Origin of the sequence: uncultured Stenotrophomonas sp. (assembly GCF_913778665.1) — a bacterium.
Classification (GTDB): Bacteria; Pseudomonadota; Gammaproteobacteria; order Xanthomonadales; family Xanthomonadaceae; genus Stenotrophomonas.
This window is the reverse complement of the sequence record NZ_CAJYVQ010000009.1, coordinates 229892-253643: the sequence shown is the minus strand read 5'-3', so window position 1 is coordinate 253643 and position 23752 is coordinate 229892. Positions and strand designations below refer to the sequence as shown.

The window sequence follows — 23752 nt, the reverse complement described above, 5'->3', positions numbered from 1 at the left end:
AGTCAGTACAGCGTGACAAGGGGGAGTGATCGCACGCTGTCGATCAGGAAATCTCTTCGGGTTTCAGCGCAATCCGGCACTGGTCCTGCAACCCATCTGCCAACTGCTGGAACAGGTCGCTGGACGGGGCCGCGTCACCGAAACTGGCCAACAGGCGCTTATGCGCCGCGCTGGCCATGAACGTCTCGAGTCCGGTTTGATACTGCTCGCTCTGCACGCCGATGGATGCGGCCTCCGCCTCAGCGAGGCCGCCGGTCATTGCCTGGTAGCCCTTCCCGGACGGCGTGTCCAGGAAGCGCGACCATTCGTCGATGACGGCGTCACCGTCGTTGCCCAGCTGGCTGATCACCGCTTGCCGCATCTTGCTCTGCAGCACCGAATGAATGGCACCGCGTGCGCATTGGCGACGCTCTTCCGGCAGCGCATTCAGCGCCGGCTCTCCAGCAACCAGCTCAGCGGCCAGATCGACCCCGATCGAATCCTTGTGCAGCTTCCGCATCACCTCGGCCACAGCGGCATCGGTCGCCGGCGCCGCTGAAGCAAGCCCGGCGACACACAGCAGCGGCAGCAGAGCAAGGTTGCGCATCAGGCCCGGGCCTCGTCCATCAGCGCCACGAAACGGTCGAACAGCGGGCCGACGTCGGTCGGGCCCGGCGACGCTTCCGGGTGGCCCTGGAACGAGAACGCCGGCACGTCGGTGCGGGCAACGCCCTGGTTGGTGCCGTCGAACAGCGAACGGTGGGTCACGCGCAGGGTGGCCGGCAGGGTCGTTTCATCGATCGCGAAGCCGTGGTTCTGCGAGGTGATCATCACCCGGCCACTGTCCAGGTCCTGCACCGGATGGTTGGCGCCGTGGTGGCCGTGGCCCATCTTCATGGTCTTGGCGCCCGAGGCCAGGCCCAGCAGCTGGTGGCCCAGGCAGATGCCGAAGGTCGGGATCTTCACATCGATGAAGGTCTTGATCGCTTCGATGGCGTAGTCGCACGGTTCCGGGTCACCCGGGCCGTTGGACAGGAACACGCCGTCCGGCCTCAGTGCCAGCACCTCGGCAGCCGGGGTCTGCGCCGGCACCACGGTCACTTCGCAGCCGCGCTCGGCCAGCATGCGCAGGATGTTGGTCTTCACGCCGAAGTCGTAGGCCACGACCTTGTACTTGGCCGGCACGCTGACGAAGGCATTGGCATCCAGGTCCAGCTGGCCCTCGGTCCAGGTGTAGGTCTTCTCGGTAGTGACGACCCTGGCCAGATCCATGCCCTTCAGCCCCGGGAACTTGCGGGCGGCTTCCAGTGCCTTTTCCACGTCGATGTCGCCGGCCATCAGCGCACCGTTCTGCGCGCCCTTCTCGCGCAGGATGCGGGTCAGCTTGCGGGTGTCGATGCCGGCGATGGCGACCACGCCTCGCTGGATCAGCCAATCCTGCAGCGACACCTGGCTACGCCAGTTGCTGGGGCGGCGCGGAACATCGCGCACGATCAGGCCGGCCGACCACACCTTGGACGCTTCATTGTCCTGGTCGGTCATGCCGGTGTTGCCGATATGCGGATAGGTCAGCGTGACCATCTGCCGGGCGTAGGACGGGTCGGTCAACACTTCCTGATAGCCGGTCATGGCGGTGTTGAACACCACCTCACCGACGGACAGGCCGGGCGCGCCTACGGATTCGCCCTCGAATACGGTGCCGTCTTCGAGGACGAGGATTGCGGCTTGGGTCACGGGAATCTCACTTTGGCTACCGAGGGGGCTGCCGAAGTCACGCCTGCGCTTCACGGAAATCCGGTTGCAAAAAAGCGCGGACGTACGGTCTGGGACCGGTCCGGCTTTCGTGATTCGGCGAGTGCGAATTGTAGCGCTGCCGGGGCGCTCGCGCCAGCGGTTATCGCGGTTCATGAACAGGCAATTGCGCGTTCATTTCAATCCGGCGGCGTATGCGGGCCGGAGACGGGGTTGGATCCATTCCTGCACGGGAAAGGCTCTGACCCCAGGCGCCCTTGGATAGGGCCAGAGCCCTTCCCGCTGGAAAGGGATCCGACCCCAGGCGTCAGACCCCCTACTGCAGGAGGTCCCGCACCCGGTAGCTGCCCGCCGCCCGGCCCTGCAGCTGGCGGGCGGCGAACAGGGCGCCGCGGGCGAAGATGTCGCGGTTGGTGGCCCGGTGCACCAGCTCGATGCGCTCGCCCAGCCCGGTGAACTGCACCAGGTGCTCGCCCACGATGTCACCGGCACGCAGGCTGGCGTAATGCGGCTCCGACCCGCCCCGTTGCGCGGCCGCCCCCAGGGTCAGCGCGGTACCCGACGGAGCGTCCTTTTTCTGCGTGTGGTGCGATTCGACAATGTCGCAGTCCCAGCCGGTCAGCGCCTGCGCCGCGCGCTCGACCAGTTCGTCCAGCACCGCCACGCCCAGGCTGAAATTCGAGGCCCAGACCAGTGGAATCTTCGCCGCCGCCGCCTCCAGCGCCTGGCGCTGCGTACTGGAGATCCCGGTCGTGCCCGAGACCAGGCCCGCGCCTCGCTCCACGCACAGCGCCAGCATCGGGTCGAAACCCTCCGGCAGGCTGAAGTCGATCGCCACGTCGAATGCCGGCGCACCGGGCAGCTCACTGGCAGCGAAGAACGGTACGCCATCGACCACGCGCTGGGCCGGCGCACGGCCGGTCACCGCGGCCACGATCTGCAGGGTTTCGGGATGTTCGGCGGCCAACCGCAGCAGGGCCTGGCCCATGCGCCCGGAGGCGCCGTGAATGAGCAATCGCAGGGGAGTCTGGTTCATGCCTGCAGGCTAGCGGCAGCACGCCCGCTCCGGCAAGCGCCATCGCTGCTACGCTGCATGCCCTTTCGTGCAATGGATGGCAGCCCCTCATGCAGATCAGTGAACAACTGGTGCTGGTCACCGGTGCCGGGCGCGGGCTTGGCCAGCACATCGCTCGCGCCTTCGCCGGGCAAGGCGCGCGCGTCATCGTCAACTACCATCGCAGCGAGAGTGCCGCGCGCGCACTGGCCAGCGAGCTGGGCGGACAGGCGATCGCGCTGCCGGCCGACATCACCGACCGCAGCCAGGTCGATACGATGCTGCAACAGGCACTGGCCCACTTCGGCCAAGGTGTCACCACCGTGGTCAACAACGCGCTGGCCGCGTTCTCGTTCAACGGCGATGCCCGCGTCGGCGCCTCCGAAATCGGCTGGCCGGCCTTCCAGGCGCAGTTCGAGGGCAGCGTGCGCGGCGCGCTGAACACCGTGCAGGCTGCCCTGCCTGGCATGCAGGCGCGTCGCTTCGGCCGGGTGATCAACATCGGCACCAACCTGTTCCAGAATCCGGTGGTGCCCTACCACGACTACACCGCCGCCAAGGCCGCACTGCTGTCGCTGACCCGCACACTGGCCGGCGACCTCGGCCCGCATGGCATCACGGTAAACATGCTGTCCGGCGGACTGCTGCGCACCACCGATGCCAGTGCCGCCACACCCGAAGCGGTGTTCGACTACATCGCCGCCAACACGCCACTGCGCAGCGTCACCACCCCGGCCGAGTTCGCCGATGCCGCGCTGTTCTTCGCCAGCCCGTGGTCGCGCGCGGTGACCGGCCAGAACCTGGTGGTGGACGGCGGACTGGTGCGGGACTGAGCCGATGCGCATCTCCGAAGTCAGCCGCCTGACCGGTGCCAGCGCCAAGGCGATCCGCCTGTACGAGGCGCGTGGACTGCTGCCGCCGGTGCCACGCCTGAACCGCTATCGCGACTACAGCGAACAGGACGTGGCCTGGGTTCAGCTGATCCGCCAGGCACTGGGGCTGGGCATCACCCTGGCCGCGATCTCGCGCCTGCAGGGCCGTGATGGACGGCTCGACTGGCCAGCGGTGCTGGCCTTGCTGGAACAGCAGCGCAGCCGCATTGCCGGCGAGCGGGTGCGCTTGGCGCAGGTCGAGCGCGACCTGCAGCAGGTCAGCGACGAACTGCAGCAGTGGCTGCACTCCGGCAGCGGCGACTGCATCCTGGAACCCAGCGGCTGCACCACCCCGGCTTGACTCTGCCCCTGGGGCAGACCGCAACCTCGCGTGCTTTCCATTGCCCGAGGTTGCCGTGTCCCGTTCCATCCTGATCCTGCTCGGCCACCCCGACCGCGACAGCCTGTGCGGCGCGATCGCCCAGCGCTATGCCACGGCCGCCGAGAACGCCGGCCACCGGGTGCGCCTGATCGCATTGGGCGACCTTGAATTCGACCCGGTGCTGCGCCACGGTTACCGCCAGATCCAGCCGCTGGAGGCCGACCTGCAGGACGCCGCCGATGCGATCGAGGCCTGCGATCATCTGGTACTGGTCTACCCTACCTGGTGGGGCGCCATGCCGGCGCTGCTCAAGGGCTTCTTCGACCGCGTGCTGCTGCCGGGCTACGCCTTCCGCTACCGGCGCGATTCGGTGTGGTGGGATCGGCTGCTGGCCGGGCGCAGTGCACGAGTGATCACTACGCTGGATACGCCGCCCTGGTATTACCGCTGGATCTATCGCGATCCGGGCATTACCCAGATCCGCGCCACGATCCTGGAGTTCTGCGGCATCCGCCCGGTGCGGGTCAGCCGGCTGGGCGCGGTACGCAGCAGTACCCCGGCACAGCGTACCCGCTGGCTCGCGCTGGCGGCGGAGCTGGGTTCACGGGCCGGCTAGCTCCGTGCCATGCGCGGATGGATCTCATGGGTGTGCGAACCAAGGTTCGCACCCACAGGACGAAGGTTGGCACCCACCGGGGCAGGAAAAGCAGCGTCAGTGCTGCTTCGGCGGCGTTGGCCCGCAGCTGTCGCAGCCACCACAGGCGCCAGCACCGCCGATGGCCGGCGGCGCGACCTTCCGCCCCAGCGCCTGCAGCCAGGCAGCGCGGCCCGGCTTCAGCAGGGCCAGCGCCAGCGCTCCGCGCAGCTTGCGCACGGTGCCGGGGAACTGCTTCTTCAGTACCACCCAGGCACTGACCAGCACGGCCACCGCGATGATCAGGTACTGGATCAGCAGGCCGGTATCCATCAGCCGCCTCCCAGCGCCTTGGTCACCTGGTAGGTGATCAGCGCGGCCACATACGCCGCTGCGAACAGGTAGAACGCGGCGAAGCCCATCTGCTTCCACGAGTTGGTCTCGCGCTTGATGGTGGCCAGCGTCGAGATGCACATCGGGGCGTAGATGTACCAGACCAGCAGCGAAAGCGCGGTGGCCAGTGACCAGCCGTCGCTGATCAGCGGGGTCAGCGCCTGGCTGGCGGCATCGTCATCCGCTGCCGACAGCGCATACACGGTGGCCAGCGAAGACACCGCCACCTCGCGCGCGGCCAGGCCAGGGATCAACGCGATGCAGATCTGCCAGTTGAAGCCCAGCGGCGCGAAGAACACCGCCATCGCATGGCCGATCTGGCCGGCGTAGCTGTAATCGATCGCGGGCATGGTGGCGCCGACCGGCGCGGCCGGGAACGACAGCAGCACCCACAACAGGATGGTCAGCGCCAGGATGATGCCGCCGACGCGCTTGAGGAAGATCATGCCGCGCTCGTACAGGCCCACCGCCAGGTCGCGCACGTGCGGCAGCCGGTACGACGGCAGCTCCAGCATCAGCGGGTGCTCGCTCTTGTCGCGACGCCACTTCTTCATGATCCACGACATCGCCAGCGCGCTGAGGATGCCGGCCGCATACAGGCCGAACAGGACCAGGCCCTGCTGGTTGAACACCCCCCACACCGTCTTCTGCGGGATGAACGCACCGATCAGCAGCGCATACACCGGCAGGCGTGCGGAACAGGTCATCAGTGGCGCCACCAGGATCGTGGCCAGGCGGTCACGCGGGTCCTGGATGCTGCGCGTGGACATGATGCCCGGAACCGCGCAGGCAAAGCTGGACAGCAGCGGGATGAACGAGCGCCCGGACAGGCCGGCGGCCGCCATCATGCGGTCCAGCAGGAACGCCGCGCGCGGCAGGTAACCGGACTCCTCCAGCACCAGGATGAAGAAAAACAGGATCAGGATCTGCGGCAGGAACACCACCACGCCACCGACGCCGGCAATGATGCCGTCGGTGAGCAGGCTGGCCAGTGGGCCTTCCGGCAGCACGCTGCCGACGAACTGGCCGAGCCAGGCAAAGCCGGCCTCGATGCCGTCCATCAGCGGCGTCGCCCAGGCATACACCGCCTGGAAGATCAGGAACATCACCACCGCCAGGCTGATCAGGCCGAACACCGGGTGCAGCAGCCAGCGGTCGAGCGCGTCATCGATCTTCGCGGTGCGTGCCGGCATGCGCACGGCCACCGACAGGATCTGGCGCACCTTGGCGTGGTAGTCGATACCACCTTCCGGGCCCGGTACCGGCGCGTCCAGGTGCGGCACCATCGCATCCAGCCGCTCGACCAGCGCCTTGGCGCCCTGCGTGCGCACCGCCACGGTCTCCACCACCGGCACGCCAAGCTCGCGCTCCAGCGCGGCCACGTCCACCTGGATGCCGCGGCGCTGGGCCGCATCGACCATGTTCAGCGCCACTACCATCGGCTTGCCCAGCTCGCGCAGTTCCAGCGCGAAGCGCAGGTGCAGGCGCAGGTTGGTGGCATCGATCACGCACAGCAGCACATCCGGCGCGGCCTCGCCCGGGTAGAAGCCACGGCACAGGTCGCGGGTGATCGCCTCGTCCAGGCTCGCCGGCTGCAGGCTGTAGGCGCCCGGCAGATCGAGCACGGCGAACTCGCGGCCAGACGGCGCACGCAGGCGGCCTTCCTTGCGTTCGACGGTGACGCCGGTGTAGTTGGCGACCTTCTGCCGGCTGCCGGTCAGCTGGTTGAACAGTGCGGTCTTGCCGCTGTTCGGGTTACCGACCAGCGCGACGCGCAGGGGGGCGGTGGAGGCAGTGGCAGTCATGCACGTCGTTCCTGGCTGGCGACGTCGATCACGACGCGCTTGGCTTCGCTGATCCGCAATGCGAACCGGGTGAACCCGACCTGCACCAGCAGCGGCTCACCGCCGACCGGGCCCTTGGCCACCAGGCGCACTTCCTCGCCCTTCACAAAGCCCAGCTCGCGCAGGCGACGGGCGATGGCATCGTTGGCATGCAGGTCCTGCACGGACTCGACCACGGCCGAGGCGTGCAGCGGCAGTTCGGACAGCGTCATCTAGCGTGTTCTCTGCTGGATGTAAATGGTTCTCGATTCTAACATTCCCGCGTCGCGTCATGGCCCATGACCAATGGCCCGCTATGATCCATACAGGTATGGAGTGATCCTGGAATCCCATGAACGAAGCCTTGCAGATCGAGCGCCGTGGCGCCGTCCTCACCCTCTGGCTGAACCGGCCGGAGCTCCACAATGCCTTTGACGCCAGCCTGATCGCACGGCTGACCGCGGCGCTGGAGGCCGCTGGCCACGACGATTCGGTGCGCGCGGTGGTGGTGGCCGGCCACGGCGCCTCCTTCTCGGCCGGCGCCGACATGCAGTGGATGCGCGGCATGGCCGCCGCCAGCGAGGCCGACAACCGCGAGGACTCGCTGGCCTTGGCCCGGCTGATGCGCACCTTGGACGAACTGCCCAAGCCGACCCTGGCCCGGGTCCATGGCGCCGCCTTCGGTGGCGGCGTCGGTTTGGTCGCCTGCTGCGACATCGCCATTGCCAGCACCTCCGCCCGCTTTGGCCTGACCGAAAGCCGCCTTGGGCTGCTGCCGGCGGTGATCTCGCCCTACGTGATCGAGGCCATCGGCCCCCGCCAGGCCCGCCGCTGGTTCGCCACCGGCGAGCACTTCGACGCCGACACCGCGCTGCGCATCGGCCTGCTCCATCAGCTGGTCGAACCCGACCGCCTCGACGAAGCCCTGGAACGCCAGCTGGCGCTGCTCGACAAGGCCGGCCCGATCGCCTCGTCCACTGCCAAGCAGCTGGTCCGGCAGGTCCGCGACAGCCATGACCGCGACGCGCTGGATCGGGATAATGCCGCCCTGATCGCGCGCCTGCGGGTGTCCGCCGAGGGCCAGGAAGGCCTGGGCGCCTTCCTCGACAAGCGCGCGCCCCATTGGGTCACGGAAGCCTGAACATGTTCGATCATCTTGGTTTGACCAGCGCCGACCTGGCACGCAGCAAGGCCTTTTTCCTACAGGCGCTTGCGCCGTTGCAGATCGGCGTGGTGATGGAAGTGACCGCCGAGCAGACCGGCGCCCACGACCACATCGGCTTCGGCAGCGACGGCAAGCCGTCCTTCTGGCTCGGCAATGGCGGCAGCGTCAGCCACGGCGTGCATGTGGCCTTCGCCTGCGCCAGCCGCGCCCAGGTGGATGCCTTCCATGCCGCCGCGCTCGCCGCCGGCGGCCGCGACAACGGCGCCCCGGGGCTGCGCCCGTGGTACCACCCGGATTACTACGGCGCCTTCGTGCTCGACCCGGACGGCAACAACATCGAGGCGGTCTGCCATCGCCCCGCCGATGGGGCAGCCGCATGAGCGACTACGTCCGCATCGTCGAGGTCGGCCCGCGTGACGGCCTGCAGAACGAAAAGCAGCCGGTGGCCACCGCCGACAAGATCGAACTGATCAACCGGCTGTCGGCCACGGGCCTGCGCAGCATCGAGGCAACCAGTTTCGTAAGCCCGAAATGGGTCCCGCAGCTGGCCGATGCCGCCGAGGTCTACGCCGGCATCCAGCGCCACCCGGGCATCCACTACCCGGTGCTGGTGCCCAACGAACAGGGCTACGATCGTGCCCGTGCGGTCGGCGTCGAGGAAGTGGCCGTGTTCACCGCGGCCTCCGAAGCGTTCAACCGCACCAACACCAACGCCGGCATCGACGAGTCGCTCGCCCGCTTCGAGCCGATCCTGCGCCGTGCCGCAGCCGATGGCGTACGCGTGCGCGGCTATGTCTCCACCGTGCTCGGCTGCCCCTACCAAGGCGAGGTGCCGCTGGCCGACGTGGTGCGCGTGGCGCGCGCCCTGCACCAGATGGGGTGCTACGAAATCTCGCTGGGCGACACCATCGGCGTCGGCACCCCGCGCAAGGCACGGGCGATGCTGCAGGCAGTGGCTGCCGAGATTCCGATGGCGTCGCTGGCCGTGCACTTCCACGATACCTACGGCCAGGCCATTGCCAACATCGCCAGCTGCCTGGAAGAAGGCGTGCGCGTGGTCGACAGCGCGGTGTCCGGCGCCGGTGGCTGCCCGTACGCCAAGGGCGCCAGCGGCAATGTCGCCAGCGAGGACGTGGTCTACCTGTTGCAGGGCCTGGGGTTGGACAGCGGCGTGGACCTGGCGGCGCTGGCCGAGACCGGGCGCTGGCTGGCCGGCCTGCTCGGCCGTGCCACCGGCAGCCGCACCGGCCAGGCGCTGGCGGCCGCCGGTTGATGCTGGCACTGCGTCGCCCCGTAACGGCGGCGCAGTGCACAACGGCGACGGTCGCGGCTTCCGTTAGAATCGGCGGTTCTCGAACCTGCAGGACCGTGCAATGCAGCTGTCTTCCGTACGTGCCGTGATCACTGGCGGCGTCTCCGGCCTCGGCCTGGCCGTGGCCCAGCACCTCGTCGCTCAGGGCGGCAAGGTAGCCCTGCTCGACCTCAACGACGACAAGGGCGCTACCGCCGTTGCCGGGCTGGGCGCCGACAAGGCCCGCTACTTCAACGTCAACGTCAGCGACGAGACGGCAGTGACTGCGGCCATCGACCAGGCCCACGATTTCCTCGGCGGCCTGAACGTGGCGGTGAACTGTGCCGGCATCCTCGGCGCCGGTCGCGTGCTGGGCAAAGAAGGCCCGATGCCGCTGGCCGGCTTCCAGGGCACGGTAATGGTCAACCTGGTGGGCAGCTTCAACGTCGCCAAGGCCGCGGCCAACCGCATGCAGCACAACGACACCGGCACCGACGGCGAGCGCGGCGTCATCATCAACACCGCCAGCATCGCTGCCTATGAAGGCCAGATCGGCCAAGCTGCGTACTCGGCCAGCAAGGGCGGCGTGGTCTCGATGACGCTGCCGATGGCGCGCGAACTGTCGCGCTTCGGCATCCGCGTCAATACGATTGCGCCCGGCGTGTTCTGGACGCCGATGGTCGACGGCATGCCCGAGGCCGTGCAGCAGTCGCTGGCTGCCTCGATCCCGTTCCCGTCGCGCCTGGGCAAACCGGAAGACTTCGCCAGCCTGGTCGCCTTCATTCTCGGCAACACCTACCTCAACGGCGAGACCATCCGCCTGGACGGCGCTACCCGCCTCGCTCCGAAGTGATTCCCCCCGGGCGCCGGGATGGCGCCCACCCCCAACCGACCTAGAACAGCATGAAAGCCAACGACATCAAGAAGGGCAACGTCGTCGAGTACAACAACGGCGTGTACCAGATCCGCGACATCGAGCGCAGCTCGCCGCAGGGTCGCGGCGGCAACGTCCGCTTCCGCTTCATCATGTACAGCGTGCCGGGCGGCAACAAGCTCGATGCCAGCTTCGATGCCGACGACAACCTGGTCGAGGTCGAACTGCTGCGCCGCCAGTCCACCTATTCGTACAAGGACGGCGACGCGTTCGTGTTCCTCGATGACGAGGACTACACCCCCTACACCCTGGACGCGGACGTGATCGGTGACGACGCCGGCTACATCACCGACGGCCTGACCGGCATCTACGTGCAGGTCATCGACGAGCAGCCGGTGGCAATCCAGCTGCCAGCCTCGGTGGTGCTGGAAGTGATCGAGACCCCGCCTGAACTGAAGGGCGGCACCGCCACCAAGCGCCCGAAGCCGGCCAAGCTCAACACCGGCATCGAGATCATGGTGCCGGAGTACATCGTCAACGGCGAGCGCGTGCTGGTAAACACCGCCACCGGCGAATTCGCCGGCCGTGCCGACTAAGCGCCTTGCGCTGATCGTCTGCCTGTCCCTGCTTGCGGCGTGTTCGCCACAGGCAGCGGACAGCACTGCCGACGCTGCGGGGGCGCCCGCCGAACCGGAACCCTCTACCGCGCTGCCCTCCGGCGATGACGCGCTGGACAAGGCCCGCGCCTCGGCAGGCTGCCCGGTTCCTGCCGACGTGCATGACGTCGAGGACGTGCGCATCTACTGCACAATGCCGGACGACGTGCAGGCCTTCCTCGCACGCGAGAACACCTGCCAGCACTTTGCCGGCGAAGAGCCTTACGACGACGAGCGCCGCCGCGAGCTGGAAGACGCCAGCGCCCAGTACTGCGAGGGCCGCGAGCAGAACTTCACCGACCTGGTCGCACGGCACCGCGACGACTGCGCGATCCGCCAAGCACTGATCGGCATCAATGGTCGCTACGACCTGGTGTTCGAGCTGGACCTGAAGCCCTGCGAGGGCTGAACTGCAATGTCGATGTAGAGCCAAGCTTACGCTCGGCTCTACAGAGGGCTTACGGCTGCTTAGCGCCGAAGTTGCCGCAGCCATGGTACTGGCGGGTACCCACGGTCAGCATCGCCTTGGCTTGGAACGCTTCACCGCTCATGTCGTCCTGGCAGGTGGTGCGCTGGAAGCTGAGCTTGACGTCGGTGCCATCGGACGCCTTGCCGCTCCAGCCGTCAGCACCCGCGGCGGGCCTGGGGACGTCGAAACGGCGCTCACCGTAATCCACTTCCACCTGCAGGCCGGGCGCGTCTCCATCGACGACCGCCAGCCAGCCCGGCTCGTTGCCGGTGGCACGGAACGCTGCATCGCCGGCACGTCCGTCACCTTCGGTGGCTTCCAGCGCGTGACACTCGCGGTCCGCCTCGCCGTTCAGGCTGAGCAGGCCGTCATCGCTGCCCTTGGTCCAGAAGCTGTTGCCTTGGCCATCGGCGTATTTCGCACCCGAAGCGGCACGTTCGGAGGTCATCGCGAACGTGCGATCGCCGATCACCACCGTAGCCGCGTCCTCGCCGTTGAAAGTCGCGCGCACGCTCAGGTCACCGCACTGGTACGCGGTGATGCTGCCGGTGCTGGCTCCCGGCGGCGGCGTGGGCGCCGCGGTGTCACTGCCACCCGCGACAGGGGGCTGGGCGGGTTGGCACGCGGCCAGGACCAACCCGAGCGAGGCTGCCAACAGACTGGGAACTACACGCATGGCTCGACTCCTTGTCGACACTACTGAGACCATCGACCCTACCACCTGCCAGTGAGCGGGGCCTGAAAGAGGCCTGACCGCGCTCACGCGGAAAGCACCGCCATCGACAGCAGCTGTGCGCCACTGTCCCCGGAACTGCAGGCCCATACGCGCAGCAGGCGCAGTTCCAGTTCGCGCTCCTGGCCCTGCCCGAGCACCGACAAACGCACGTCGCTGGACAGCAATGCCAAACGCCCGCACAGCAGCGTTTCCACTGCGCACGCCTGCAGGCTGCTCACCTGCAGTTTCCCAGCCAGCCAGTCGCCCAGCCATGGCAGATCGAGCATGCGCCCACCCTGCCCGTCCATCATGAACAAGGCCGGCGATACCAGCGCGGCCAACGCATCGTGGTCGTCCTCCAGCAGTGCCTGCCGCAGACGCTGTTCAAGCACTGCCAGCTGCTGCTCATGCAGGTTTTCAACGGTGGTCCGTTCCATCCACGGTTCCTTCCGGCATCGGCCGGCGCCTGCGCAGGCATTGCGCGATCCACTGCCGCGCGCCCTGCACTACTACATAGAAGACCGGCACGAAGAACACGGCCAGCACGGTCGCACTGACCATGCCGCCGAACACCCCGGTTCCGATCGCCTGCTGGGTTTCCCTCGACGCGCCCTGCGCCAGCATCAACGGCACCACGCCCAGCGCGAACGCCAGCGAGGTCATCACGATCGGCCGCAGGCGCAGCCGAGCCGCCTCCAGTGCCGCTTCGACCAGGCCGCGACCCTGCTGCTGCAGTTGGCGCGCGAACTCGACGATGAGGATCGCGTTCTTCGCCGACAGCCCGATCACGGTGATCATGCCGACCTTGAAGAACACATCGTTGGGCATGCCACGCAACAGCACTGCAGCCACCGCGCCGAGCAGGCCCAACGGCACCACCAGCATCACCGCCAGCGGAATCGACCAGCTCTCGTACAGCGCCGCCAGCACCAGGAACACCACCAGCATCGACAGCAGCAGCAGCCACGGCGCCTGCGCGCCAGACTCTCGCTCCTGCAGCGACTGGCTGGTCCACTGCAGGGCAAATCCGGACGGCAGCTTCTGCGCCAACCGCTCCATCTCCGCCATGGCCTGGCCGGTCGACACGCCGGAGGCCGGTGCGCCGGACAGGTTCAGCGCCGGGAAGCCGAGGTAGCGCTGCAGCTGCAGCGGCGCTTCGGTCCAGCGCGGCGTCACCAGTTCGGACAGTGCCACCATCCCGCCTTCGCTGTTGCGCACATAAAGCTTCAGCACGTCCTCCAGCTCCATCCGGTGCGGCGCATCGGCCTGCAGGATCACCTGCTGCAACCGGCCCTTGTTGGGGAAGTCGTTGACATACTGCGAACCCATGGCCGCCGACAACGTGCTGCTGATGTGCTCGAAGCCCACGCCCATTGATTCGGCCTTGGCCCGGTCGATGTCCAGCCGCACGCTGGTGCCGGCCGGCAGGCCATCGGCATGCACCTCCGACAGCAGCGGGCTGGCCTCGGCCAGTTCCAGCAGCTGCTGCAGTGCCGCGCGCAGTTCGGCCTGGCTCTGCCCGGTACGCGCCTGCAGCGCCAGCGAGAAGCCGGAGGAACGGCCCAGGCTGTCGATCGCCGGCGGCATCACGCTCATCACCTCGCCTTCGGCAATCGTGGCCATCGCTTTCTGCGCGGCCTCGACCTCACCGGCAGCGGTGGCTCCGGCGCGCTCACCCCAATCCTTGAGCATGGTGTAGCTCAGCGCCGCACTCGGGCCGGAACCGGAAAAGCTGTAGCCGAGGATCGCCTGGTTGGAACCGATGCCCGGGCGTGAGGCCACGTGACGCTCGTACGCTTCCACCACTGCCAGCGTGCGTTCGGCGGTCGCCTCCGCCGGCAGCTGGATCGAGGTCATGAAGTAACCCTGGTCCTCTTCCGGCAGGAATGCGCCCGGCAACCAGTGCAGGCCCAGCAGCAGGGCCGCCACCAGCGCGGCAAACATGCCCATCACCCGCCCACTGCGCTGGAGCACGAGGGAGACGCCGCGCTGGTAGCGCCCGGTCATCTTCTCGAAGCGACGATTGAAGGCGCCGAACAAGCCACCACGCTCATGATGACCCTGCGTGCTGGCGCGCAGCAGGGTCGCACACAGCGCCGGCGTCAGGCTCAATGCCAGCAGCGCAGAGAACAGGATCGATACCGCCATCGCCACGGTGAACTGGCGGTAGATCGCACCCACCGAACCGCTGGCGAATGCCATCGGAATGAAGACCGCGGTCAGCACCAGGGTGATGCCGATCACCGCACCGGTCAGCTCGCGCATCGCCTTGATGGTCGCGTCGCGGGGTGGCAGGCGTTCCTCGGCCATGATCCGTTCCACGCCTTCGACCACCACGATGGCATCGTCAACGATGATGCCGATCGCCAGCACCATGCCGAACATGGTCAGCACGTTGATCGAGAAGCCCAGCGCCAGCATCACCGCAAAGGTACCCAGCAACGCGATCGGCGCGACCAGCGCGGGAATCAGCGTGTAGCGCCAGTTCTGCAGGAACAGGTACATCACCGCGAATACCAGCAGCATCGCCTCCAGCAGCGTCTGCACCACCTTCTGGATCGAAATCTTCACGAAGGGTGCGGTATCGAACGGGATGCTCGCCTCCACGCCGCGCGGCAACAGCGGCGCCAGTTCGGCCATGCGCTCACGGACCGCCGACGCCGTGCGCACCGCATTTGCGCCCGGGCGAAGCTGCACGCCTGCGGCGGTGGCCGGATGGCCGTCCTCGCGGGTGCCCCAGGCATAGCTCTGCGCGCCCAGTTCGACGCGGGCGACATCCCCCAGCACCACCCGTGAACCGTTGGCCCCGGCACGCAGTACGATCGCCGCGAACTGCTCCGGCGTGGACAACTGGCCGTCGGCGCTGAGCGGCACGGTGATGCGCTGGCCCGGAACACCCGGCGAATCACCAATGCGTCCCGGCGAAATCTCCAGGTTCTGCTGCTCGATGGCGGTCGCCACGTCGCCCATGGTCAGGCCGTAGCCCGTCAACCGGGTCGGGTCCAGCCACACCCGCATCGCCTGCTCTGCACCAAACAGCTGCACGCGGCCGACGCCATCGATACGGCGCAGCTCCTCGATGATGTTGCGCGCCATGAAGTCGCCCAGCGCCGCTTCACTGACGCTGGCGTCAGGCGAACGCAGGCCCACCAGCATCAGGAAGCCGGAATCGGCGGCCTCCACGAACAGGCCGTTCTGGCGCACGCTGCGCGGCAGCCGCGGTTCGATCGCTTTGATCCGGTTCTGCACGTCCACCTGTGCCAGTTCCGGATCGGTGCCGGGCTTGAAGGTGGCGGTGATGGAGGCTTCGCCGGAGGTGTCCACCGACGATTCGAAGTAGAGCAGGTACTTGACGCTGGACAGCTCGCGCTCGATCAGGCCGACCACCGCGTCGTTCAGCGTCTGTGGGCTGGCGCCCGGGTAGCTGGCGTAGATGCTGACGCTGGGCGGCGCAACCGCCGGGTAGCGCTCCACCGCCAGGCGCGGGATCGCCAGCACGCCGGCCAGGATGATGAAGATCGCCAGCACCCAGGCGAACACCGGGCGATCGATGAAGAAACGTGCCATGTTGGATTTCCCTGGAGAGTCTGGCCCGGAGCAGGCTCAGCCCTTGCTGCCTGCCTGCACTGCACCGGCACTGGCGACCGGCAACTGCCACTCGCGTGCGTCGACCACCGCGCCTTCCTGCAGGCGTTCCTGGCCCTCGACCACCACCTTCTCGCCGGCCTTCAGGCCCGTACGCACCAGCCACTGGCGATTGACGCTGCCATCGACCTCCAGCGTGCGGATCACCGCCTTGCCATCAGCGCCGATCACCCAGGCGTACGCCTGGCCGCCAGCGCTGCGCAGCACGGCCTGCTGCGGCACGGTCAGTGCGCTTGCGGGCGCACCGCGCGGCACTCTCGCGCGGACGTACATGCCGGGCAACAGCTGGCGTTGCGGGTTTTCGACCAGGATGCGGAGGATCACGTCACCGGTACGCGCATCGACATTGATGCCGGAGAACAGCAGCTTGCCGCGCTCGGACAGCGGCTTGCCGGCTGCACCGATGATCGTCACCGGCAGCTCGCCGCCGCCGGCACTGCGCTGCAGCGACTCCAGCTGTGCTGCCGGCTGCCGCACGTCCACGTAGACCTGGTCGATCTGCTGCACCACTGCCATCGGTTCGGCGTCGGCGACACCGACCAGTGCGCCTTCAGTCACCAGCGCCTGGTCGATGCGCCCGGCAATCGGTGCACTGACCGTTGCATAGCGCAGGTCGAGCTGGCGTCGTGCCAGGATCGCGCGCGCCTCGTTCACTGCCGCACGGGCCTGCTCGTACTCGGCACTGGCATCGTCGCGATGCTGGTGGCTGACCGCCTGCGCGGCGGCCAGTGCATGCAGGCGCTGCGACTGCACGCGGCTGCGGCGCAACACAGCCTCACTGCGCTGCAGGGCCGCCAGCGCTGAATCGACATCGGCACGGAACGCGGCCGGATCGATCTGGAACAGGGCCTGGCCGGCGCTCACTTCGGCACCCTGATCGAACAGGCGGCGCTGCACGATGCCGCCGACCTGCGCACGGATCTGCGCGGTGCGAACGGCGGCGACGCGGCCGGGCAGCTCGTCGTCGCGCTGCACCACCTGCGGACCGACAGTGACCACGCTGACGCGGGGGGCCGCGTCCGGGGTCGCTTCGGGGGAGGAACAGGCCGTCATGGCCAGGGTGAAGGCCGCGATCAACGCGACCGGCGTCCTGAAGGTTCTCATTGCTGTGCACAATGCCGCGCGGGCGGCGGATAGGTTCTGAAGCGCGCAGTGTGCGTGGTGATGATGGGGTTTCGATGGAGGAACTGTGGAGATACGATGGAGGCAAGCACCTTAAGGCCCCGCCCCTGCATGCATGCCTCCCCTGCCCTCGCCGCCCTCGTCCTGATCGTCGAGGATGAGGCTGAGATCGCCGATATTCTCACCGCCTATCTGGAGCGCGAAGGACTACGGACGCTGCGTGCCGCCGATGGGCACAGTGCACTGGACCTGCACCGCAGCGCCCGCCCCGACCTGGTCCTGCTGGATGTGCAGCTGCCGCGGCTGGACGGCTGGAGCGTACTGACCCAGCTGCGCCAGCGCGGCGAAACGCCCGTGATCATGCTGACCGCACTCGACCAGGACCTGGACAAGCTGACCGCGCTGCGGATGGGCGCCGACGACTACGTGGTCAAGCCATTCAATCCGGCCGAGGTGGCGGCGCGCGTGCGTGCAGTGCTGCGGCGCACGCTGCGCGCCTCGCGTGTGGATGCCCCCAGCGCGTTGCGCGTCGGTCCGCTGCTGATCGACTCGGCCACCCATGCCGTGCACGTGGAAGGCGATGGTTACAGCCATGAGGTGCTGCTCACCCTCACCGAGTTCAAGCTGCTGCATTGCATGGCCCTGGCACCGTCGCGCATCTTCAGCCGCAGCGAGCTGATGCACGAATGCCTTCCGGAAAGCGAAGCACTCGAGCGCACCGTCGACAGCCACGTCAGCAAGCTGCGCCGCAAGCTGGATGAAGTGGGCATGGTCAACGTGCCGGCCAGCGTGCGTGGCGTCGGCTACCGGCTGATGGCCGACCGCTGATGGCCCGCCTGCGCCGCTCCGGGCTCAGCCGCCACATCATCGTCTCGATGTCGCTGATGGTGATCGGCGTCATCGTGATGATGATCCTGTCGTCCTGGCTGCTGTATGCGGTGCTGGTCGAGTTTTTCCCGGGCAGCGCCGAAGAACCCGAAGGCTGGCTGCCGACCGGGCCGGAGCTGGCGTGGATGGTCGGAGTGATCCTGACCGGCCTGGCGCTGGCCATCGCCGCCTCGTTCCGTCTCGCCCATCGCATCCTGTCACCCTTGAATTCGCTGGTGGACAGCGTGCGGGCGCTCGCTGGCGGTGACCTGGGTGCACGCGCCAGCGTCCAGGAGAATTCACCGGGCGAGGTGGCGACCCTGGTCGAGGACTTCAATGCGATGGCGCGCCGCTTGCAGCACATGGAGAGCGAGCGCGCGATGTGGCACGCGGCCATCGCCCATGAGCTGCGGACGCCGGTGACGATCCTGCGCGGCCGCCTGCAGGGCCTGGCCGAAGGCGTGTTCCAGCCCGACGAATCGCAGTTCCGCAGCCTGCTCGCGCAGGTTGAAGGGCTGTCACGCCTGATCGAGGACCTGCGCGTGCTCAGCCTGGCCGACAACGCACGCATGGACGTGCGCCGCGCACGCACCGATGTGGTGGCCGAGGTGCATTCGGTGATGACTCTGGTCGACCCGCAGTTCCGCGCCGCCGGCTTCGTGCTGGAACTTGAAACCAGCCGCGACGAACACACCGCGCACTGCGATCCGACCCGGCTGCGCCAGGCACTGCTGGCGCTGCTGGAGAACGCGCGCCGGTATGCCAGCCCGGGCAAAGTGAGGATTGCCGTGCATGACACGCACGGCCACGTGCAGGTGGCCATCGAAGACGAGGGCCCAGGCATCGATCCGGAGCTGCACGCCGAGATCTTCACGCCGTTCATGCGCGCCGACGGCTCGCGCTCGCGCCAGGGTGGTGGCAGCGGACTCGGCCTGGCGGTGGTCAAGGCCATTGCCGATGCACATGGCGGCCGCGTCTACTGCATGCCCGGCAGCGCCGGCGGCAGCCGCTTCGTCATCGAGCTTCCGCGCCAGTAGACGGCGTCACGGCCTGCTCGCGCAGATGCGCACCGAGCGCGGCCAGATTGGCATCGATCGCGTCCATTTCCCCGCGCTGCTTCACTGGCAGCTGCTGCCGCAACTGGACACGCAGTGCCTGCCATGCCGGCACCGCCCGCGCACTGGCAGTGGCCACTGCCCCGGACAGCAGCGCCTGCTCGTCGCCCAGCGGCAACCCATAGCCTCCCTTCTGCAGCAGCGTCCCCGGCCGCAACCACTGCCCACTCTGCTCCAGCAGGCCGCGCAGGCTGCGGGTTTCCGCACCGTCCGGTGCAGCCAGCAGCTGCCGCTTGAGCACGTCACGCGCGCGCAGCTCGGCACGCCGCTGTGCGGCCTGTTCCAGCAACAGCAAGCCAGCACTGGCGCGCAGGTCGCCCTTCAGCAGCCACGACGCCCGTTGTTGTGCAGGCAGCTTCAACCAGCCGCGCACATCGCGCACCGGCAGTTCCAGCTGCGAAGCCGCCACATCGAACAACTGCTGGTAGTGGTCGCGTGCCGAGGCGAAGTAGTAGCCCTGCGCCTGCGCTGAATCCCGATCAGCCAGGACCTGCTCATCCAGTACCTGCAACCGCGCCAGGCGGCGCTTCACGCCGCGCGGGCTCAGCTGGGCCAGCCCGGCCTCGCCAAGGCGCGGCACGCCGGCCTGGAGCAGCTTGGCGGTTTCCACCGCGCAATTGTTGCTGACGAAGTAGTAGCGCCCGTCATAGCTCCAGTGCACCTGCGCGGTGCGCTCCAGCAGGCTCGCGATCTCGCCGCGTTGCAGCCGCAGCGGCAGCGACTGCAGGCCGCGCAGCTCGACCTGGGTGTACTCGTCCACTACCTGCTGCAGCGGCAGTACGAACAGCCGCGAGGGATAGCCGCCGGTCAGGCCACGCCAGTTGGAGATCTGCACGTCGCCGACGAAGGCGCGGAAGGACAGCACGCGGTGGTATTGGAGATCGAGCCGGCATTCCGGGCCCGGCGCGCGGCCGGGCCGACAGATCACCAGCCGTAGCATGCTGTGGCCCCAGCGGCTCATCGGCTGCGCGCTGCCTTCGGCGAACAGGTAGTCCACCGCGTAGACGCGGGCTGGATCAAGCTGCAGCAGCGATGCAGCGCCCTCCTCCGATTCGGCCTGCAGCAAGGGCAGCGTGGTAGCGCACTGCGGCTGCGGCAGCGACGGCGGTGCTCCGAAATGCGCCTGGTACCACTGCGCCAACGCGGGGCGCCGGCAGGCAAACTCGGCGTCCAGCACGTAATGCTCGGCGTTCACCGCCAGGTACTCGGCCGGGTCTTTCAGCTCGTAGGCATCGGGACTACGGTCACTGAAGTCGTTGCCGCCACGGCCCAGATGCCAGGGCTTGCGTTGCCAGCCTGCGAGATCGCGCCAGCGCGCACTGCGCGACCAGTCCGCGCCACCGCGGTCGGCAACGTGGGTCAGCTCGTGCACCAGTGCGCTGCGTCGCGCGCGGCGGGCCCCGGGCACGCTGTCGTCCAGCAGCTCGCGACGCAGGGTGATACGGCCGGCGAAGGCACGGCCGTGTACATCGGCGGGCAGGTCATCTGCCCAGCGCACCTGCACCTGTGCCGGCACTGCGCGCAACAGGCCCTCGGGCAACAGCGCCTGCACGTCGGCCAGGGTCTGACGGGCGAGCCGCTGCTGTGACGGATCGAGACCGGACGGATCGAGCTCCAGGCGATCGGCCGCGTGCGCGACGTCAGCGGTCAGCAGTAGAGCCACGCCATGCGTGGCTGCTGTAATCACCCATCTGCGCCTGGCGCCCAGCCGTGCATGGCTCGGCTCTGCAGAAAACGATGACGCGGAGGTCATGCGGCCCGGATCAACGCGCCAGCAAGGCGCGGGCCAGCTCCAGGTCACTCTGCTGCTGCGCGGCAGCGCTTTGCTCGCGCAGGTGGACCAGTGCCGCCTGCAGGCGCGCGCCGCGGATCTGGCCGTCACTTGCAACAAACGCGGCCGCATCATCGCGCGCGGCCTGCACTACCTTGTCGTCGCCCGAGCTGCTGCCCGAAGATCCCGACGATGCGCCCGTGGCCGAACCGGCCGAGGTGCCGGCAAAGCTGGAAGCGAAGCCGGCCAGCGGCAGGGACAGCAGGGCAAGCAACAGGAGTGGACGGGTCATCGCTTCGAAGCCGGTTGTGAGGATGCGTGGAGCGTAACGGTTGCGTGAAGCGTTTGCCCGGCTCAGGCGTCGAACAGCTTCCCGGGATTCAGCCGCGCTTGAGGATCGAACGCGCGTTTGACCGCCTTCATCAGGGCGATCTCGGCTGGGCCACGGGTGCTGTCCAGGTAGCCCTTCTTGACCAGGCCGATACCGTGCTCGGCCGAGATGCTGCCGTCGAAACGGGCCAGCACCTGCGCCAGCAGCTTGGTCACATGCTCGCACTGCGCCACGAAATCGGCGTTGCTGGTGTCATCCGGCTTGAGCACGTTGATGTGCAGGTTGCCGTCGCCGATGTGGCCGAACCAGACCACATCGAAGTGCGGGTAGGCCTGCCCGATCAGTGCCTGGGTTTCGGCCAGGAACGCCGGCATTGCCGAGATCCGTACCGAGACGTCGTTCTTGTAGGGTTTGTAGCGCGCCAGCGATTCGGTGATGCCTTCGCGCAGGCGCCACAGCTGGGCGGCCTGGGCATCGCTGGCACTGATCACGCCGTCGCTGACCCAGCCATTGCCCATGCAGTCCTCGAAGGCCGCCATCGCCGCCGCCTCCTGGGCCTCGTCATTGGCGGCGAATTCGGTCACCACGTAGTACGGATGCACCTCATCGAACGGCGCCTGCGCGCCATGGGCAAGCACGTGCTCCAGCGCCCGGTCGGTGAAGAACTCGAAGGCCTGCAGCTGCAGGCGCGCGCGGAACGCGGCGAACACCTGCATCAGCACTTCGAAGCTGGGTAGTGCCAGCAGCATCACGTTGCTGGCCGGCGGCGGATCGGTCAGCTTCAGCGTCGCCTCGACGATCACGCCGAGCGTGCCTTCCGAGCCGATCAGCAGCTGGCGGAAGTCGTAGCCGCTGGAGTTCTTGATCAGGCCCTTGTTGAGTTCCAGCAACTCGCCGCTGGCGGTGACCACCTTCAGGCCGGCGATCCATTCACGGGTGTTGCCGTAGCGGATCACCCGGATTCCACCGGCATTGGTGGCGATGTTGCCGCCGATCGAGCAGGAACCGCGCGCGGCGAAATCCACCGGGTAGATCAGGCCGTGGTCCAGCGCGGCGTTGTGCACGGCTTCCAACGGCATGCCGGCCTGCACCACCAGGGTGCGATCGACCGCGTCGTAGGCCAGCGCCTTGTTCATCCGTTCCAGGCTGAGCACCAGCTCGCCGTTGGCCGCTACTGCGCCACCGGAGAGGCCGGTGCGGCCACCGGACGGCACCACCGCCACGTCGTGCTCGGCGCTCCAGCGCATCACCGCCTGCACCTCTTCAACCGTCGCCGGCAGCGCGATCACCAGCGGCGCCGGCGTCCAGCGCCGGGTCCAGTCGCGCCCGTAGTGCTCCAGGTCGGCCGGGTCGGTCTTCAGCTTCAGGCCGGGACAGGCCTGCTGCAGCGAGGCAATGCGGGAATCGGTCATGACGGTCCAGCGCGGGGCGTGAAGAACGGGCAAGCGTGCCAGTGGCACGCGCCAGCGTCCAGCCCTGCGGCCGCGCCGATAGCTACGGATGCAACCAATTGCGCACTGCACCATGGGCGCTTCGATCTGGCATAGTGGTCGGCCCCTGTCCCACTGGCCGTGTTGCCCCATGTCGCCGAAGAAGACCTCGTTCCCGAAGCAGGATATCCGCGTGCTGTTGCTGGAGGGGGTCAGCCAGACCGCCGTAGAGGTGTTCAGCGCCGCCGGCTACAGCCAGATCGAGGCGCACACCAAGGCACTGCCCGAAGACGAACTCAAGGCACGCATCGCTGAGGCGCATATCGTCGGCATCCGCTCGCGCACCCAGCTCAGCGCCGAGGTGCTGGCCGAGGCCAAGCGCCTGATCGCGGTGGGCTGCTTCTGCATCGGCACCAACCAGGTCGATCTGGACGCGGCCGAGCTGGCCGGCATCCCGGTGTTCAACGCACCCTATTCCAACACCCGCAGCGTGGCCGAGCTGGTGATCGCCGAGGCGATCATGCTGACCCGAGGGATCCCGCAGAAGAATGCCGAGTGCCATCGCGGCGGCTGGTCGAAGTCGGCCAGTGGCAGCCATGAGGTGCGTGGCAAGACCCTGGGCATCATCGGATACGGCCACATCGGCACCCAGGTCGGCGTGCTGGCCGAATCGCTCGGCATGCAGGTGATCTTCCACGACGTGGAAACCAAGCTGGCGCTGGGCAATGCCCGCGCCGCGGCCAGCCTGGACGACCTGCTGGCCCGCGCCGACATCGTCACCCTGCACGTGCCGGAAACCCCGTCCACGCAGTGGATGATCGGCAGCACCGAGCTGGCGAAGATGCGCAAGGGCGCGCACCTGATCAACGCCGCACGCGGCACGGTGGTCGACATCGATGCGCTGGACGCGGCGCTGGCCAGCGGCCACATCGGCGGTGCCGCGCTGGACGTGTTCCCGGTCGAACCGAAGGGCAATGGCGATATCTTCGAGTCGCCGCTGACCCGCCACGACAACGTGATCCTGACCCCACACGTTGGCGGCAGCACCCTGGAAGCGCAGGACAACATCGGCGTGGAAGTGGCGGCCAAGCTGGTGCGCTACAGCGACAACGGCAGCACCCTGTCGGCGGTCAACTTCCCGGAAGTGACCCTGCCTGAACACGAAGACAGCCTGCGCCTGCTGCACATCCACCAGAACGTGCCGGGCGTGCTGTCCAGGGTCAACGAGATCTTCTCGCGGCACAACGTCAACATCGACGGCCAGTTCCTGCGTACCGACCCGAAGGTGGGCTACGTGGTGATCGACATCACCGCCAGCGAGCAACAGGCGGCCGCCGTACGCGACGAACTGGCCGCGATTCCGGGCACGCTGCGCACGCGCATTCTGTACTGACGCGGCCCCCGCCATCCAC

Annotated in this window: 25 protein-coding genes; 12 read left to right on the top strand and 13 right to left on the bottom strand. The window is 67.9% G+C overall.

Translation table 11 applies throughout. The features are described 5' to 3' along the window. Positions 1-43 precede the first annotated feature (43 nt). From QZ853_RS13530 to dapB, 3 genes are all read right to left on the bottom strand, one after another. The gene (locus QZ853_RS13530; RefSeq protein ID WP_295574115.1) at positions 44-511 is read right to left on the bottom strand and encodes a hypothetical protein; all 468 of its coding nucleotides are present in this window, start codon (positions 509-511) and stop codon (positions 44-46) included. A gap of 74 nt (positions 512-585) precedes the next feature. Further along, positions 586-1713 carry a glutamine-hydrolyzing carbamoyl-phosphate synthase small subunit gene (carA, locus tag QZ853_RS13525; protein WP_295574112.1) on the bottom strand — a complete coding sequence of 376 codons (1128 nt, stop codon included), beginning with the start codon at positions 1711-1713 and terminating at the stop codon, positions 586-588. A 334-nt stretch (positions 1714-2047) separates the two neighbouring features. Continuing rightward, entirely contained in the window at positions 2048-2767 is a 720-nt protein-coding gene (gene dapB, locus QZ853_RS13520) for a 4-hydroxy-tetrahydrodipicolinate reductase (protein WP_295574109.1), read from the bottom strand. A gap of 89 nt (positions 2768-2856) precedes the next feature. Between dapB and QZ853_RS13515 the strand changes: the two genes are divergently transcribed. From QZ853_RS13515 to QZ853_RS13505, 3 genes are read left to right on the top strand one after another with little or no spacing between them, the layout of a single operon-like run. After that, a complete protein-coding gene (locus QZ853_RS13515; RefSeq protein WP_295574107.1) occupies positions 2857-3618 on the top strand; it encodes a 3-oxoacyl-ACP reductase in 762 nt (253 codons plus the stop codon). Between the two features lie 4 nt (positions 3619-3622). Beyond that, positions 3623-4018 (top strand): MerR family transcriptional regulator, encoded by a 396-nt coding sequence (locus QZ853_RS13510; RefSeq protein WP_295574105.1) that lies wholly within the window; start codon positions 3623-3625, stop codon positions 4016-4018. Positions 4019-4073: 55 nt separating this feature from the next. After that, positions 4074-4655: an NAD(P)H-dependent oxidoreductase gene (locus tag QZ853_RS13505; RefSeq protein WP_295574102.1), complete on the top strand. Its 582-nt coding sequence runs from the start codon at positions 4074-4076 to the stop codon at positions 4653-4655. Positions 4656-4751: 96 nt separating this feature from the next. Here QZ853_RS13505 and QZ853_RS13500 read toward each other — a convergent pair whose 3' ends face one another. Genes QZ853_RS13500 through QZ853_RS13490 form a run of 3 tightly spaced genes read right to left on the bottom strand, consistent with a single transcriptional unit; the run spans position 4752 to position 7122 of the window. Then, complete coding sequence (locus QZ853_RS13500) at positions 4752-5006, bottom strand: DUF6587 family protein (protein WP_295574100.1); 255 nt, start codon at positions 5004-5006, stop codon at positions 4752-4754. Beyond that, complete coding sequence (locus QZ853_RS13495) at positions 5006-6871, bottom strand: ferrous iron transporter B (RefSeq protein ID WP_295574097.1); 1866 nt, start codon at positions 6869-6871, stop codon at positions 5006-5008. Before QZ853_RS13495 ends, QZ853_RS13500 begins: the two co-directional genes overlap by 1 nt. Next, positions 6868-7122 (bottom strand): FeoA family protein, encoded by a 255-nt coding sequence (locus QZ853_RS13490; protein WP_295574094.1) that lies wholly within the window; start codon positions 7120-7122, stop codon positions 6868-6870. The genes QZ853_RS13495 and QZ853_RS13490 overlap by 4 nt, the downstream gene beginning before the upstream one ends. A gap of 119 nt (positions 7123-7241) precedes the next feature. Between QZ853_RS13490 and QZ853_RS13485 the strand changes: the two genes are divergently transcribed. The 6 genes from QZ853_RS13485 to QZ853_RS13460 all read left to right on the top strand — a co-directional run bounded on the left by QZ853_RS13485 (position 7242) and on the right by QZ853_RS13460 (position 11284). Further along, positions 7242-8030, top strand: coding sequence for an enoyl-CoA hydratase/isomerase family protein (locus QZ853_RS13485; protein WP_295574092.1), 789 nt, complete (start codon positions 7242-7244; stop codon positions 8028-8030). A 2-nt stretch (positions 8031-8032) separates the two neighbouring features. Further along, positions 8033-8434, top strand: coding sequence for a VOC family protein (locus QZ853_RS13480; protein ID WP_295574090.1), 402 nt, complete (start codon positions 8033-8035; stop codon positions 8432-8434). Continuing rightward, complete coding sequence (locus QZ853_RS13475) at positions 8431-9327, top strand: hydroxymethylglutaryl-CoA lyase (RefSeq protein ID WP_295574086.1); 897 nt, start codon at positions 8431-8433, stop codon at positions 9325-9327. The genes QZ853_RS13480 and QZ853_RS13475 overlap by 4 nt, the downstream gene beginning before the upstream one ends. 100 nt (positions 9328-9427) lie before the next feature. After that, on the top strand, positions 9428-10198 hold the full coding sequence (locus QZ853_RS13470) for an SDR family oxidoreductase (protein ID WP_295574085.1): 771 nt from the start codon (positions 9428-9430) through the stop codon (positions 10196-10198). Positions 10199-10248: 50 nt separating this feature from the next. Beyond that, entirely contained in the window at positions 10249-10815 is a 567-nt protein-coding gene (gene yeiP, locus QZ853_RS13465) for an elongation factor P-like protein YeiP (RefSeq protein ID WP_005409468.1), read from the top strand. Next, the gene (locus QZ853_RS13460) at positions 10805-11284 is read left to right on the top strand and encodes a hypothetical protein (RefSeq protein WP_295574082.1); all 480 of its coding nucleotides are present in this window, start codon (positions 10805-10807) and stop codon (positions 11282-11284) included. The genes yeiP and QZ853_RS13460 overlap by 11 nt, the downstream gene beginning before the upstream one ends. A 49-nt stretch (positions 11285-11333) precedes the next feature. On the opposite strand, the gene QZ853_RS13455 is transcribed toward QZ853_RS13460, so the two are convergent. The 4 genes from QZ853_RS13455 to QZ853_RS13440 form a co-directional block, all read right to left on the bottom strand. Further along, on the bottom strand, positions 11334-12020 hold the full coding sequence (locus tag QZ853_RS13455) for an MliC family protein (protein WP_295574081.1): 687 nt from the start codon (positions 12018-12020) through the stop codon (positions 11334-11336). Between the two features lie 83 nt (positions 12021-12103). Further along, positions 12104-12496: a nuclear transport factor 2 family protein gene (locus tag QZ853_RS13450; RefSeq protein ID WP_295574079.1), complete on the bottom strand. Its 393-nt coding sequence runs from the start codon at positions 12494-12496 to the stop codon at positions 12104-12106. Then, positions 12477-15626 carry a multidrug efflux RND transporter permease subunit gene (locus QZ853_RS13445; RefSeq protein ID WP_295574076.1) on the bottom strand — a complete coding sequence of 1050 codons (3150 nt, stop codon included), beginning with the start codon at positions 15624-15626 and terminating at the stop codon, positions 12477-12479. The genes QZ853_RS13450 and QZ853_RS13445 overlap by 20 nt, the downstream gene beginning before the upstream one ends. A 36-nt stretch (positions 15627-15662) precedes the next feature. Further along, positions 15663-16808: an efflux RND transporter periplasmic adaptor subunit gene (locus tag QZ853_RS13440; protein ID WP_295574073.1), complete on the bottom strand. Its 1146-nt coding sequence runs from the start codon at positions 16806-16808 to the stop codon at positions 15663-15665. 129 nt (positions 16809-16937) lie between these two features. Between QZ853_RS13440 and QZ853_RS13435 the strand changes: the two genes are divergently transcribed. Further along, on the top strand, positions 16938-17654 hold the full coding sequence (locus tag QZ853_RS13435) for a response regulator (RefSeq protein WP_295574070.1): 717 nt from the start codon (positions 16938-16940) through the stop codon (positions 17652-17654). Continuing rightward, positions 17654-18730, top strand: a complete 1077-nt coding sequence (locus tag QZ853_RS13430; RefSeq protein ID WP_295574066.1) for an ATP-binding protein — start codon at positions 17654-17656, stop codon at positions 18728-18730. The genes QZ853_RS13435 and QZ853_RS13430 overlap by 1 nt, the downstream gene beginning before the upstream one ends. On the opposite strand, the gene QZ853_RS13425 is transcribed toward QZ853_RS13430, so the two are convergent. The 3 genes from QZ853_RS13425 to QZ853_RS13415 all read right to left on the bottom strand — a co-directional run bounded on the left by QZ853_RS13425 (position 18708) and on the right by QZ853_RS13415 (position 22322). Then, on the bottom strand, positions 18708-20471 hold the full coding sequence (locus tag QZ853_RS13425) for a DUF4105 domain-containing protein (protein ID WP_295574064.1): 1764 nt from the start codon (positions 20469-20471) through the stop codon (positions 18708-18710). The genes QZ853_RS13430 and QZ853_RS13425 overlap by 23 nt on opposite strands. A gap of 100 nt (positions 20472-20571) precedes the next feature. Further along, positions 20572-20871: a DUF2388 domain-containing protein gene (locus QZ853_RS13420; RefSeq protein WP_049408767.1), complete on the bottom strand. Its 300-nt coding sequence runs from the start codon at positions 20869-20871 to the stop codon at positions 20572-20574. A 62-nt stretch (positions 20872-20933) separates the two neighbouring features. Next, positions 20934-22322, bottom strand: a complete 1389-nt coding sequence (locus QZ853_RS13415; RefSeq protein ID WP_295574061.1) for an FAD-binding oxidoreductase — start codon at positions 22320-22322, stop codon at positions 20934-20936. 169 nt (positions 22323-22491) lie between these two features. Between QZ853_RS13415 and serA the strand changes: the two genes are divergently transcribed. Then, positions 22492-23733, top strand: coding sequence for a phosphoglycerate dehydrogenase (gene serA, locus QZ853_RS13410; RefSeq protein ID WP_295574058.1), 1242 nt, complete (start codon positions 22492-22494; stop codon positions 23731-23733). Positions 23734-23752: the final 19 nt, after the last annotated feature.